Annotated in this window: 16 protein-coding genes; 11 read left to right on the top strand and 5 right to left on the bottom strand. The window is 45.8% G+C overall.

Annotated elements, in window-relative coordinates; all coding sequences use genetic code 11:
* A partial coding sequence (locus tag Q0R35_RS18995) for a cation:proton antiporter (RefSeq protein WP_295622144.1) occupies positions 1–2,157 on the top strand: 2,157 nt, incomplete at its 5' end.
* 129 nt (positions 2,158–2,286) lie between these two features.
* Entirely contained in the window at positions 2,287–2,817 is a 531-nt protein-coding gene (locus tag Q0R35_RS18990; protein ID WP_295622143.1) for a hypothetical protein, read from the top strand.
* A gap of 12 nt (positions 2,818–2,829) precedes the next feature.
* On the opposite strand, the gene Q0R35_RS18985 is transcribed toward Q0R35_RS18990, so the two are convergent.
* Together Q0R35_RS18985 and psaM are read right to left on the bottom strand one after the other, a co-directional pair.
* Positions 2,830–3,330, bottom strand: a complete 501-nt coding sequence (locus Q0R35_RS18985) for a hypothetical protein (protein WP_295622142.1) — start codon at positions 3,328–3,330, stop codon at positions 2,830–2,832.
* A 204-nt stretch (positions 3,331–3,534) separates the two neighbouring features.
* Positions 3,535–3,624, bottom strand: a complete 90-nt coding sequence (gene psaM, locus Q0R35_RS18980; protein ID WP_295622140.1) for a photosystem I reaction center subunit XII — start codon at positions 3,622–3,624, stop codon at positions 3,535–3,537.
* A 220-nt stretch (positions 3,625–3,844) separates the two neighbouring features.
* On the opposite strand from psaM, the gene Q0R35_RS18975 reads away from it, so the two are divergent.
* The 4 genes from Q0R35_RS18975 to Q0R35_RS18960 all read left to right on the top strand — a co-directional run bounded on the left by Q0R35_RS18975 (position 3,845) and on the right by Q0R35_RS18960 (position 8,564).
* On the top strand, positions 3,845–5,404 hold the full coding sequence (locus tag Q0R35_RS18975; RefSeq protein ID WP_366944949.1) for a S8 family serine peptidase: 1,560 nt from the start codon (positions 3,845–3,847) through the stop codon (positions 5,402–5,404).
* Positions 5,405–5,599: 195 nt separating this feature from the next.
* Positions 5,600–5,998: a hypothetical protein gene (locus Q0R35_RS18970; RefSeq protein ID WP_295622137.1), complete on the top strand. Its 399-nt coding sequence runs from the start codon at positions 5,600–5,602 to the stop codon at positions 5,996–5,998.
* A gap of 120 nt (positions 5,999–6,118) precedes the next feature.
* On the top strand, positions 6,119–7,567 hold the full coding sequence (locus tag Q0R35_RS18965; protein WP_295622136.1) for an LCP family protein: 1,449 nt from the start codon (positions 6,119–6,121) through the stop codon (positions 7,565–7,567).
* 211 nt (positions 7,568–7,778) lie between these two features.
* Entirely contained in the window at positions 7,779–8,564 is a 786-nt protein-coding gene (locus tag Q0R35_RS18960; protein WP_295622135.1) for a Uma2 family endonuclease, read from the top strand.
* Positions 8,565–8,844: 280 nt separating this feature from the next.
* Here the strand turns inward: Q0R35_RS18960 and Q0R35_RS18955 are convergent, their stop codons facing one another.
* Positions 8,845–9,051, bottom strand: coding sequence for a hypothetical protein (locus tag Q0R35_RS18955; RefSeq protein WP_295622134.1), 207 nt, complete (start codon positions 9,049–9,051; stop codon positions 8,845–8,847).
* Between the two features lie 11 nt (positions 9,052–9,062).
* Positions 9,063–9,797, bottom strand: a complete 735-nt coding sequence (locus tag Q0R35_RS18950; protein ID WP_366944948.1) for a superoxide dismutase — start codon at positions 9,795–9,797, stop codon at positions 9,063–9,065.
* Positions 9,798–10,017: 220 nt separating this feature from the next.
* Between Q0R35_RS18950 and Q0R35_RS18945 the strand changes: the two genes are divergently transcribed.
* The 5 genes from Q0R35_RS18945 (at position 10,018) to Q0R35_RS18925 (ending at position 13,265) form a co-directional block, all read left to right on the top strand.
* The gene (locus Q0R35_RS18945; protein ID WP_015162210.1) at positions 10,018–10,212 is read left to right on the top strand and encodes a DUF2862 domain-containing protein; all 195 of its coding nucleotides are present in this window, start codon (positions 10,018–10,020) and stop codon (positions 10,210–10,212) included.
* Position 10,213: 1 nt separating this feature from the next.
* Positions 10,214–11,311 (top strand): ArsA family ATPase, encoded by a 1,098-nt coding sequence (locus Q0R35_RS18940; protein ID WP_295622133.1) that lies wholly within the window; start codon positions 10,214–10,216, stop codon positions 11,309–11,311.
* Positions 11,312–11,421: 110 nt separating this feature from the next.
* On the top strand, positions 11,422–11,727 hold the full coding sequence (locus tag Q0R35_RS18935) for a DUF3082 domain-containing protein (RefSeq protein WP_295622131.1): 306 nt from the start codon (positions 11,422–11,424) through the stop codon (positions 11,725–11,727).
* A gap of 415 nt (positions 11,728–12,142) precedes the next feature.
* Entirely contained in the window at positions 12,143–12,544 is a 402-nt protein-coding gene (locus Q0R35_RS18930) for a fasciclin domain-containing protein (protein WP_295622129.1), read from the top strand.
* A 241-nt stretch (positions 12,545–12,785) separates the two neighbouring features.
* Positions 12,786–13,265 (top strand): hypothetical protein, encoded by a 480-nt coding sequence (locus Q0R35_RS18925; protein WP_295622127.1) that lies wholly within the window; start codon positions 12,786–12,788, stop codon positions 13,263–13,265.
* A gap of 84 nt (positions 13,266–13,349) precedes the next feature.
* Here Q0R35_RS18925 and Q0R35_RS18920 read toward each other — a convergent pair whose 3' ends face one another.
* Entirely contained in the window at positions 13,350–13,784 is a 435-nt protein-coding gene (locus Q0R35_RS18920) for a J domain-containing protein (protein ID WP_295622126.1), read from the bottom strand.
* Between the last annotated feature and the right edge of the window lie 77 nt (positions 13,785–13,861).

The following is a 13,861-nucleotide window of genomic DNA, read 5'->3' as shown; positions in this document are numbered from 1 at the left end:
TTAGTAATTGGTGAAATTGTCGCGGGTATTGCTTTAGGGCCATCATTACTCGGCTGGTTGGCTCCAGATTTTTCGGCGTTATTATTTCCCCCGACGGCTATTCCCTTTCTGAATGTGCTATCGCAGATCGGGTTGATATTTTTCATGTTTTTGATTGGGTTAGAATTAGACCCTAAATATCTGCGGGGGAATCTCAAGACAGCAGTAGTCACATCGGGTGTTAGTATTTTAGTCCCGTTTTCCTTAGCCGGAATTTTAGCATTATTAATTTATCCGATTCTTTCTAATAATAGCGTTTCATTTACAGCTTTCGCCCTATTTTTAGGCGCGGCAATGTCGATTACTGCATTCCCAGTCTTAGCGAGAATCATCACCGAAAATAATCTTCAAAATACCCGTTTGGGGACGCTAGCATTGACTTGTGCGGCTGTCGATGATGTGACAGCTTGGTGTTTGTTAGCTCTGGCGATCGCGGTAACTAGAACTAATAGTATGGCTGGTGCCGTACCGATAATTATCTATTCTGTCCTTTACATTGGGGCAATGTTGACTCTGGGGCGGCGGTTGTTGAAATTTTTATCAAATTACTACGATCGGACTGGTAAGCTCTCACAACTGATGCTAGCGGGGATTTATATGGCGGTAGTGGCTTCGGCATTAATTACCGAAGCGATCGGGATTCATTTAATTTTTGGCGCATTCCTAATGGGTGCGGCGATGCCCAAAAATCCGAGATTAGTCAGAGAGATTGCCCAGAAAACGGAAGACTTCGTACTAATTTTCTTATTACCCGTTTTCTTTGCCTATAGCGGCTTAAAAACGCAAGTCGGTTTATTAAATAGTCCAGGTTTATGGCTATTATGTGCGGCAATTTTAGGCGTAGCGATCGTCGGTAAATATGTAGGCACTTATTACGCAGCGCGCAGTTGTCAGCTCGATCGGCAGGAAGCTTCCGCGCTGGGGTGGTTGATGAATACGCGAGGATTGACCGAATTAATCGTCCTCAATATCGGTTTAGATTTAGGTGTAATCTCACCAATTTTATTCACAATGCTAGTAATTATGGCATTGGTAACAACCTTTATGACTTCGCCATTATTAGAGTGGACTTATCCTAAAAAGTCGATTCGCCTGCACTCTCAAACCGAACCCGATTCGGCATTTGTCGCCGTTCCCGCAATTGCTGGTACAGATAGGATCGAGCCAGATCGCCAAGCCGAACTCCAATCGATCGATTATCGCATCTTAGTTCCCGTCGCCAATCCCAACACACAAACGGGATTGCTGCAACTCGCCGCTTCGATCGCTCAAAACACCCATCAAGCAGCCATTATCCACCCCCTGAGCCTAATCGAGTTAGAAGAAGACTATTTATTCCAAAGTACTCCCTTCGAGGCAAATCGGCTGATCGATCGCCGAATGCGACAATTAGGCGAACTCATCGACACCCTCGAACCAGCCTCATCCAGATCGATATTTAAACCGATCGTCCAAATCGGCTATGATGTATCTCAAAAAACCGCCGTTATCGCCGCACTCGATCGGGCTAATCTGGTACTCTTAGGTTGGCATCGCCCTACTTTTTCCAATAATCGCTTAGGTGGAAGAGTTGGTAAAATGCTCGGTACCACTCCTGCTGATGTCGCCGTATTTATCGATGCTCACAACGAACCCGCACGCGATAGCCATCCATCGAGTTCGATCGCACCGTCGCCACCCGCACGCACCCAAATTTACAATGCCATTCTCGTACCTTACACCGCCAACCAGCACGACGATTTAGCCGTCGAAATTGCCTTACGAATGCTCTGTAACGATCGACACAGAGAATTAGAACTAATCCAAATTAATTCACCTGAAACCGACAATGGTAAATTTAGTACCGAACTCGACAATTTACTCGCAAATCTCCCTACCGAAATGAGTGCGAGAATTAAAACTTCGACGCTAGCAACTACCGATCCGATCTCCAAAATTGAAGAAATTTCTCAACGAGTAGATTTAACAATTACCGGAATCGGGCGCAGTTGGGGACGCAGAAAACCCCTCCTCGATAATTATACCGATCGACTAGCAAATAATTGTGCCTCATCTTTATTAATCGTCCGTCGTTACAGTCAGTTTAACTCGCATCTGAATTTTACATTCGATCGATAGATATATAGCAACCGCCAAGGCGATTAAGACAGTAAGATAGTGCTAGCTACAAACCCGACTTTTTGAAAAAGTCGGGTTTGTGTCCTAGCCGATATGGCGGCGGCTATATATTCAAAATTAAAAATCAAAATGACCCTGTTTTCTGCAAAATCGATCGGATTATATAGCCTCGCGATCGGCAGTGCGATCGGATTTTTTAATATCGTTACTAGTTATGGCGAAGCTAATGTCAAAGCACCGCTACTAGTGACGGGTAATTATCTAATTACCTCGCCAAATTTACCCGCCTGTTTCCAACAAAAACAACTCGTTCTTAAAGTCCAACAATCCGGCATGTATCTCAATGCTAGTATCACTACCGCCAGTCAAATGAGCGGCACCGATCGTGAATCTCGTCCGACATTTTCCGGTCGATTGCACGATCTTCAACTAGAACTAAACGGGCAGATGCCTGCCGATATCTGTCCCCAAGGATCGCAATTAAAAATTTCTAGTAAAATCTCCCAAGTTAGATCTACATCAGTTCAGAAGCCATTAAAGCCAGATGTAGATCGCCAACTCCAAGGACAACTTTGGCTGACAACTCCCACCGAACCAACAGCTAAATCGATCGAATTTACAGGTATTTTACAACCAATGCGATCGGCAGGATCTCATTAGATTAATCGGTAATTACTTATTGAGATCGGTTGAAGAAGATCGATCTGATTCTGAATTGACTAGAAAAATTGGCAGTCGATCGGGTGCGACTTTATAACTATTTTCTTGCATGATGCTAGATTGGATTTGCGGATCGAAAGAACGGGTGAAGTTAGCATTAACTTTATCTGCCCGAATTTTAGCGTCCTGCACTTCGGTTTCGATATGTTGTAATTTGCTGCGCTGGACGTAGTTGTACCCGATCGAGTTCACCAGCGTGATGATGCCAAAAATCGATAGAGTCGAATAGGTAACTAATTTAGTGGCGACTTCTAATCCTTGGCGACGATGAGCGTAAGTTGGTTGCGATCGCACCCGCGTCGTTGGCGAAGCCTTTCCCTTGGAAAATCTCACCGTTGGAGTAGAAATACTCGGTTCTAGGGTACTCGTTTCCATTTGCACCGATCTGGCACGGCGGGATGTGCGCGACGGGGAGCGATGCTTAGGCGGATCGAAAGAAGGCTGTGCATTCATGTAGACTATTATCACCCAATCGAAATTTTCCTAATTATACGGCTTGTCACATCAATTGGCTCAACAATTTTGATAAAGTTTTTGGCAGCATCTGGATAAAAAGCTAGGACGCAGTATTAATTACTACGTCCCAGTCAATCGATTAAAACGCCAGATCGATGGTGCGATTTTCCAAGGGAAAGGCTCCGCCAATGACGCGAGAATTTATTTGTATAACGCTGTCGAAAGGCGCAACGCCAACAAACCAGGAATCAGCGCGACCGCCAAAGCAACAAAAACTTGAGTATCAGACATGAAAGTTTCCTCCAAACACAGCGATTTTACCTATCCACAGTTTGCAATAATTTTAGGTAGGACTGGCAATTCTGTAACAAAATGTAGAAAGCGATCGCCTTAGATCGAGGAGCATACTCAGCATCTATCCGTCCCCCCGTCCCCCCATCTCAAAAGGCAGAGCAGCTTGTTGACTAAACACTGGCAACAGATCGCCATCGTTACAACGATCGTGAGTATCATGACACCTAGTTGGGCATTACCAACCGCCAACTCTGTCGGTAGTGCAGGCATTGATGCCTTAAAATTACATCAAGCTCCATACAATCTGACGGGCAAAAAAATTGCGATCGGACAAGTAGAAGTCGGTCGTCCGGCGCAGTTTGGTTGGGATAAAGCCGCCCAACAGCCCAAATTTAAACTGGAGCAAATTTTTTATCAAAATGGTTTCGCCAAAGCTAATACTAACGTCGAACAACACGCGACGATGGTAGCATCGGTGATGATTAGTGGCGACAAAAGATATCCTGGAGTCGCCCCCGGAGCGCGCTTATATGCCAGTGCTGTCGGGTTGCCCAGAGTCGCCGGACAGGAGGAAGAATGCCTCTCCACGCAGCATGTTGCCAATCAGAATGGTGGAGACGTTCGGGCCATTAATCTGAGCTTTGGAGAGCCTTTAGACCGCGATCCGCGCGTAGGTGCCAAGTTAGATGGCAATGCGTTATTTACCCAATGCTTAGATTGGTCGGCGCGAGTACATAATGTAATGTATTCAGTCGCCGGAAATCAAGGTAAGGGCGGTATTTCAATTCCGACAGACAACTATAACGGAATTAATGTCGCCTATTCCACACTCCGTCAGGGAATTTATCGCAAGTTAGATTTTGCTAATCTCAGCGAAGCACCGATCGGGACTGCTAAAAGCATCGAAAACCGCGAGATTAATGTTGGCAATCGTCGCTCGATCGGGTTAGTTGCTCCGGGTGGCAATCTCCGGCTGTATAACTTTGCAGGTAAAGCCACTCTGGTGAATGGAACTAGTTTCGCAGCACCGCATGTCACGGGGACGGTGGCTCTATTACAAGAGTTTGGCGATCGCCAGTTACGGCAAAAACAACAGCTCTCGATCGCAGTTCGCCCCCATTGGAGTCTCGATGCGCGCCGCCATCAGGTGATGAAAGCCGTGCTGTTAAATTCTGCCGATAAAATTCAAGATGCAGGCGATGGTTTGCGATTGGGGATGACACGGACGTTGCTGGCTAAAAATAACCGCGATTGGACAGAATCAGCAGTCGATCGAGATCGTCAGATTCCCCTCGATTATCAGTTGGGTGCCGGACAATTAAATGCCTTTCGGGCTTACCAACAGTTTAGCCCCGGACAGTACTCCGAAGCACTACCAGTCCCGGCGATCGGGTGGGATTATCGCTCGGTAAATACTGGCGAATATCGAGATTATTTCCTCGATCGACCTGTGGTAGCAAATAGCTGGGTTTCGATTACGCTAGCCTGGGATCGACTGGTAGAGTTACAAGATACCAATGGCAATGGCGAATACGATCTGGGCGAAAAATTTCGCGATCGCGGTCTCAATCAGCTCGATCTCTATTTAATGCGTGCCGATGAAAACAATCCCGATCGCAGTATTTGGTCGTCTGTGAGTCCTGTCGATAGCGTCCAACACATTTTTCATCAAATCCGCGACCCTGGTAAATATAAAATTCGCGTCTATTTTCGCCGAGCGGTCAACCTTCCCCGCCAAGACTACGCCCTCGCATGGTGGACTGTTCCTGCCAAATAAAGTGCTATTTGTTTCCACCTTCAGCAACCTAAATATCTAACTTTTGGCACTTGTGGGCAGTAATTCAAGTCTGAAATAATGGAATTATACTCGCCTCTCTCACAAGAATTTTCCGCCAAATAGTGCAAAACAGCTAAAAAATGGGGATTTTAGATATATGGAGAAAAACTATAAGTAGTACTAGGATCATCACCGATGACATTATTGCCCGATACCTCCCAGGAATCAGCGCGCGACTTAGATAATCATGCACTCAATCGCTTGGAAACATTCCTCTACCTCACACCCGTCATCGGAATATTGCCGTCAATGTGGGCGATCTATCGTCGCCAACGCGATCGCCGACAATTAGCAGTCTGTCGCTTGTCAATTTTCCTGGCTTTAGCTTGGTTGAGTACCTATTTCAGTTTAAATATCGGTGCAGATTTATCGGGGTCGTCCGCGACGGGGTTGCGACTGTTATTTCTGAACGGATTAGTCACATCTGGCTATTTTACGGCGAGTTTGTGGCTAATGATGCTACTGTGGCAAAAGAAATCTTTGCGCTTGCCCGGATTTAGTGCTTTAGCCGAAAATACAATTCGCTCGAAGTAAATTTATCTGGTGCCAGCCAGCAATTTAGTGTAAGCTTAACCCTGCGGCTAACCGATTAGCACCCATCGATCGGTCATCCCTACGTCAACGATTATTAAAAACCACCCACCCTATTAAACTGTGAGTAAAGTGGAAGTTAGAAAAGCAGATCGGCAACGCCGCAAATCGAACAAGCCCAATCCCCAAATGGTACGTCGTCAGCCCACGAAAAAGCAACGCAGAATGCCTTTATGGTTATGGCTGGGGTTGGGGGGAATCGGTGCATTTTCGGCTGCTGGGGGGGCTTTTTTAGCGGTTTCACTAACTTCGGCACCATTGCAACAGCGCACTTTGTCCGCAGCAGATGACGCATTTTTTAAGCAAAATGGTAAGGAAGCTTTTTCTAGGAGTTTGTTACAAGTACCGGAAGTATCCAAACCCGTAAATATCCTTTTATTAGGGATTAAAACTAATCTCTCGGATATTAAAAATAGCAATGGTAGCGACCGCAAAAAAACTGGCTACGATGCAGAAGTTGACTCTCTAGATGGCTTATCGGATACGATGATGTTACTCCGATTCGATCCACAAACCAAGCGGACGATCTTTTTAGGGATTCCCCGCGATACTAAGATCGATCGAACTGGCAAAGGGATCGAAAAAATTAACGCTGTAGACCATGAAAGCGGCCCAGCAGCAGCAGCAAAAGAAGTTAGTAAGGTATTGGGTGGAGTTGCAATCGATCGGTATATCCGGGTCAATAATTTAGGTGTTGCCAAACTCGTTGACGAACTAGGCGGCATAACTGTGGTCGTCCCTAAAGATATTAAATATCAAGATGATTCTCAACATTTTTATGTCAATCTTAAAGCGGGAAAACAACATCTTGATGGCATGAAGTTATTGGGACTGCTCCGCTATCGTCATGATGCTAACGGCGATATTGGCAGAATGCAACGCCAACAAATGGTCGTCAAGGCGTTGCTCGAACAATCGCTCAACCCGATGACCATTACGCGCATTCCGCAACTATTTTCGGTAATCCAAAATCAAGTCGATACCAATCTCACCGTCGAAGAATTGCTAGCTTTAGGTGGCTTTTCGATGCAAAATGGCAAATCGAAAATGCAAATGTTGATGATGCCAGGTGATTACAACGGCGATGGTAAGCACGGTACGAGCTATTGGTTGCCAGATGAAAAACGTATCCAAAATATGATGGCGCGTTACTTCGACCACGGCACGATTTCATTAGAGCAAACTAAAGCCGAAACACTCCGGGTAAATATTCAAGATACCAGCCATTTTCCAGATGCAACTGCCCGACTTATTAAAAGATTGAATAAAGCAGGTTATCACAACGTCCATCTCGATAGTAATCTCAAAATTAAAGAAGACTTGCCCACTACTCAGTTTATCGCTCAAAAAGGCAATCCTGAAGTTGCCGAGGGCTTATCTAGCTTATTGGGATTTGGAGAAGTAAAAGTCGATAGTTCTGGTAATCTTTATTCGGATGTGACAATTAAACTCGGTCGCGACTGGATTCAAAAAGAGCAAGCTTATAAATCTCTCAATCAAAAACCTAGATAGGTGAATAGATATCGCGTTTCCGGCATACTATGTCCTGAGTCGATCTCGTAACTATCTAAATTGCAATGTCTGTCAATCGAGCCTGTCGTCAGACTCTCACAGACTTTGTTGATTCCGTTTGACTGACTTGTCTGCCATCGTCTAGATAAATGAGATCCCTGCCTAGATCGAGGATCGCCTAAAATAAAGATCGATCGATCCGGTTGCATGTATGACAACTCAACTCAAGATTAACCAAAAACAACCAGTAGAAATCACATGGGAACCTCTTCCTGCTGGATTTAGGCTAGAGGACGAACCCGTGGAAAATACCGGACAACCATTAATTGCCAGCGCGTTGAGAGAAAGCCTCGAAATAGCCCAACGCATTCAACCCCAGATGCTGATTGCTACTAATTTTGCCTTGTGTGCGACGGTGAATGGAGAATTAGTCATCAAAGCACCTGATTGGTTGTATGTGCCCAGCGTCAAAGAGCAGTTAGCCTCTCGCAACAGCTACACGCCCAACCTGGAGGGAGACTTACCCCTCATCGTCATGGAATTTCTCTCGGAAACCGAAGGTGGAGAGTACTCAATCAAACCTACTTATCCCCCTGGCAAATGGTTTTTTTACGAGCAAATATTACAGGTACCGATTTATGTCATCTTCGATCCAAAAGCTGGATTATTAGAATTATACCGACTCCAAAACGGCAAATACGAACTAGAACAACCAGATGAAAATGGTCGTCATTGGCTACCAGAAATCGACCTCTACATAGGGACTTGGACGGGAACTAAAACAGACCGTAACGGCTATTGGTTGCGGTGGTGGCACCAGTCGTCAGCAATCTTGCCTTGGGCGGTTGAACAGATTGAAGCCGAACGCCAACGAGCCGAGCAGGAGTCCCAACGAGCCGAGCAGGAGTCTCAACGAGCCGATCGAGAACGTGAGGAAAAGGAAAAATTAATCGCCTATCTTCGCGATCGAGGTTTCGATCCAACCGAAATTATTTGAGATCGAGCCAACCCTGGAATCGCCCGCTTTTTTCATCAGATCGCCGAACAGGAGGCAATTTCCTACCTCAGCGCAATTACCATCGGCGAACTGCGGCGCGATGTTGACATTATGCGAGTAACTCATAGCCGAATATTTTAGAGGCTGTTTGGTGCGATGACTGGGGTGTTCGCGCCAGCGTAGATGAGAGCAATTAATATAACGATAATCGATCGATAACAACCCTTAAAGGTTGCTTGAGAATCAGGATAGTAGATGATAACCGATCTCGGTCTTTAGCTCAAAAAACTTCATCTTCGATGCCTACCCACCATTCACCCAAATTCATCAGATCTTCGTAAATATCATTCAATCTGGCATGATATTCTGTGCTGGATAGATCTGGCTTGGCTTCGGCTAATTTTTGTAAGCGAAGTTGTACCAAGAGCCAGGACTTACCCATGCTATTTGTCTGTTCGATATGTTTGGCTAATTCTTCGCTATTCATCCAGATTCGATCTAAGCTTTCAAAGATTTTGCAAATCGATTGTTAACTTCAGTCCAATTAATTACGTTCCACCATGCTGCCAAATAATCGGGACGACGATTTTGGTAGTTAAGATAATAGGCATGTTCCCAGACATCATTCCCCATAATCGGATAGATCCCCTGAGAAATCGGACTATCTTGATTGGGAGTTGTGATAATTTTGAGTTGCCCCTGCTGACGTACCAACCACACCCAACCGCTACCAAATAACTTGGTACCAGCCTCATTAAATTGAGACTTAAACGCATCGAACGTCCCAAATTGAGTCTTAATTGCAGTGGCGATCTCACCTGTGGGCGTACCGCCACCTTTTGGCCCCATAATTTGCCAGTACATCGTATGGTTGTAATGTCCGCCACCATTGTTTCTGACTGTGGTTTGGATATCTTTGGGTAACGTATTCAGGCTCGTTAGCAGTTGCTCGACAGTTTTGGTTTGGAGTTGGGGATATTTATTTACCGCTGCATTCAAATTTTTGACATAAGCTGCATGATGCTTGTCATGGTGAAACTTCATCGTGGCAGCGTCGATATGAGGTTCTAACGCGCTGTAATCGTAAGTTAGGGGTGGTAGCTTAAATACATCGGTTGCAACGGCTGTGGCGGTTGTAGGTGCCGCCCAACTAGCACCAGGCAGCGCACCCAAGAGAGTACCTGTCGTACCCGCACCGAGCAAATATAAAAAATTACGTCTGGTAGCCATCATTAAAGCTCGATCGTACACATGAGATATGTTACCAGTCTGCCATATTTCTGCACCACCCACTCATTCACACCCCCCAATTCCCTACCACTTACTCCTTACTCCCATCTCCTTACTCCTTACTCCCATCTCCCATCACCCATCTCCAACAAAGAGTTAATCTGAGCCGAGAATTCCGGTACACTGTGGGATGGAGAAATTATATCAATCACCTTTAAGTTCAATGGAAATCGGTCAACAAGTTAAAGTTTTTCGCCTCAGAGATCGCGTATCTAATGGCGTTGTGAGTAAACTAGGTAAGGTAGGGACAGTTAAAGAATTTAAAATGACCGATGGTAGCGGTGTTGGTGCCGTCGTTGAATTTGAAGACAAAACTAGTACCTGGTTTTTTGAAGATGAACTCAAAGTTGTAGAATAATATGCCCCAAATTCTCACCTTCCTTGGTAAAGGCGGTTCCGGTCGGACTACTGTGGCGATCGCTGCTGCTCGTCAACAAGCTAACCTGGGTCGGCGGGTATTATTTGTCAGTCAAGATCCCACGCCTGCGACGGGGATCTTGCTGGGTGTTCCCCTGACGGATAAACCCCAATCGATCGGCGCAAATCTAGAAGTAGTCTTAATTTCGGCAACTGTCGCGATCGAGCGGGGTTGGGAAGATGTCAAGCAAATTGAAGCTCAATACTTACGATCGCCGATTTTACGCAATGTTTACGGTCAAGAATTGGCAATATTGCCCGGTATGGATAGCGCGATCGCGCTCAATGCGCTGCGACAATACGATGCTAGTGGCAAGTACGATACAATCGTCTACGATGGCACTGGCGATCTGACCACCCTGCGAATGGCGGGAATGGCAGATAGTCTCAGTTGGTACCTGCGGCGGTTTGTGGCGGTAGTCGAAGCATCGGATCTGTGGCGAACTATCTCGCCGATTATGCAGCCAGCGATGGCGGCAATTTTGACGATCGCCTGGACGGGTGAAAGTGTTATGTCACAGCCGATGCAGGCGGCAAATAACTTTTTAGACCAAAGTCAAGCTGTAATTGGCAATCCCCAGCGAGTGGTGGGTTACTTAGTCACTACCGAAGATATCGCCGCAGTTGCTACCGCGAAATATTTATGGGGTAGTGCCCAGCAATCGGGCTTGACGATCGGCGGGATGATTTTTAATCGCGGTGCGGTTCCCGACGCTGTGGCAGCCGAATTTGACCCCTTAACGGTGACATCTATTCCCATGCGGATGGGTGCCGATTGGCAACCGCTCATCGATGCCATGCCCGATTTTAGTCAAGCTGTAGCCGCTCCCAAACCGATCGCGATCGATGCCGCCAAGCGCGAGGTAAGGCTGTATTTACCCGGTTTTGATAAAACCCAAGTCAAGCTGACTCAATCGGGGCCAGAAGTAACGATCGAGGCAGGAGATCAACGCCGCAACCTGTTGCTACCGCCGCCGCTCAAGGGTGCCAGTGTCAAAGGTGCAAAATTCCAGAGTGGCTATCTAATTATCTCGTTTTAGGCTTACAACGATCGAGGCTGGATCTCGATGCCGTAATCTATTGCTACCATCCCACGCTCACCCGCAACGGTTCGAGACGTGGGGTTTATACTGTTTTAGCTAAAATTTCTATGACTCAAGCTACTCCGCCTGAAACTACCTTACCCAGCCCTTTTAAATGCTTGACTGGTGCGTTAATTGCTGGCACGATGTCGATCGGCATGTATACGATGACAAGCAAGATTGCGACGACATTTGCCACTAAACCGATGGTTCAAAAGACCAATATGGCAATAAATATTGCTGCTGCGTTACGCACTCTGGTTGTAGGATCGACAGCCTTGGGTACTGTCACTTGCGGGATTATTGCGATCGGCTTAATCGGCTTGGCAATTCAAGTTGCCTTTAGTAAGCCGCGATCGGATGCTAAATCATAATTACTGTTACTACCTCAAACTGCCAGATGCTCTTGGCTTAAAATAATGGCTAAGTAACGATCGAGCGGTAAATCGGATGAAGTTAGCGATTAAATCTCTCTAAAGGTAGAGAGATAATTTCAGTTTCGATCGCTACAAAGTAAAGCATGTGACATTATATACATTCATATTTTGAATCTAATTAATTACTAGTGTTTTATAGCAACCGCCAGGGGGATTAGGACATAAAACTAGTGCCGCTATAAACCCGACTTTTTCAAAAAGTCGGGTTTATGTCCTACCGATATGGCGACTGTTATAATTAAAATGTCATCATTTTTACGCTTATTTTTAATTAATCCAGACTCAGATGCCCCTTTCTATTGAAAGCATGTTAGATTGACAAATGTGTACACTAAACCAAGTAGGTAATCACATGGCTGATATAGTTGATACTGCCGTCGGTGCGGGTTCTTTCACGACCTTAGTTGCTGCCGTTCAAGCTGCTGGACTTGTAGATACACTCAAAGGCGCAGGCCCTTTTACCGTGTTTGCACCCACTGATGAAGCATTTGCCAAACTCCCGGCTGGTACTGTTGAAGCCTTGCTCAAAGATATTCCAAAACTCACCAAAATTTTGACCTATCATGTTGTGGCTGGAAAAGTCATGGCGGCTGATGTTGTCAAACTAAAATCGGCTAAAACAGTTGAAGGTTCGGAAGTAAAAATTGATGCCTCTAATGGTGTCAAAATTAATGATTCTAAAGTTGTCACGCCAGATGTAGCTGCTGATAATGGTGTAATTCACATTATTGATTCAGTATTAATGCCTGCATAGATTTTCAGATTTAGTAAGTAGTAATGGGGTCTGTAGTTTTCAAGAGCTATACTCCCCATTTTTTTGTATTTAAAGCCGATGCTCTGGCTGAGAATCGATGATGTTAAAGAGCAGTACTTTTCGCTCTTATCTCCCATCTCCAAATATGACACTACCCAGTGTCAGATCTAAAACGTCCGATCGCCTGAATGATTTGGCAATCGGTTTGGGTACGATAGATATATAGCAATACGTGACTTTTATGGCATACTGGCTGACAATCGAACTCGAACACGGCGCAATCGCACCATTACCGACAACGATGGGCGATCGATCGGCAGGATTAGTTTACGGCACTACAGTACCCCAATTATTGGGTCAACTCGATCGGATCGCCAAAGATTTAGGTGTTAAAAAGCTAGAGAATTTTATTTATAAAGACACCAAAGCCTATCGGTTGCTGCGTCAGGAAGCCGAAGCCGAAGGCAATGCGGTACTCGCTTCAGCAATGCGGGCGGAAATCGCCGTTCTCGCCACCCAAACTCGCTGGCACGAGCCAAACGTCGCTCGTCAGACGATCCATAGCCTGAAGGAGTTTTTAGCAGCCAATCCAGCAATTTTACCCGGTCGAAATCCGCAAGATACGGCAAAATGGACGCTCTGGGATCTAGAAGCCTACGATCGGATTCTTGCCGATCTTGAATGCCAAGGTTTGAAGTTTGCCTTTGTCGAACGTAATTAACTCACATCTTGCATTAAAACGAAGTTAATAGTGTCTTAGTAGATAGTGGATAGCGAAAAGTGGGGTCTTGGGGCAAGATGTGAATTAACCCAATTCTCCTCTGATAATTCCGATCGAGATGGCTAATACCAGACAGCCGATAAAGGTAACCGCCAACATAAAGATTGCAAAAATTTCGCCGCCAGATAGGGGTCGATCGGTCGCATCGAGATATGCTGAAGAGCGGTAATTATCCGGGCGGGGTGTTAATGTCTGAAAGTTGGGGGGAGGTTGGACTACAAAGAGCCGCGAGTAGCCGATCTCTAAATCGTAAGCCGATCGACGTTCGGGATGGCTGATGGCGGCGTAGGCTTCGTTTAGGGCTTGAAATTTGACTGTGGCGATGGCGGTGGCTAAGATCGTGGTGTCGGGATGATATTTTTTGCTCAATTCTCGATAAGCACGACGAATTTCGATTGGATCCGCACTCGGATACACGCCTAAAATTTCGTAGTAAGTTTGCTGCTGTTTGCTATTCACCAGGCAATAGGGGATAGGTGTTAGGTTTTAGGCTTTAGGTTTTAGGGGATAGCGCGTTGGCGTAGCCTCTCCTGTCT

Source organism: Chamaesiphon sp. GL140_3_metabinner_50, assembly GCF_025361915.1.
Taxonomy (GTDB): Bacteria; Cyanobacteriota; Cyanobacteriia; order Cyanobacteriales; family Chamaesiphonaceae; genus Chamaesiphon.
Note: the sequence above shows the minus strand (reverse complement) of the source record. Positions and strands in the feature narration are given on the sequence as shown.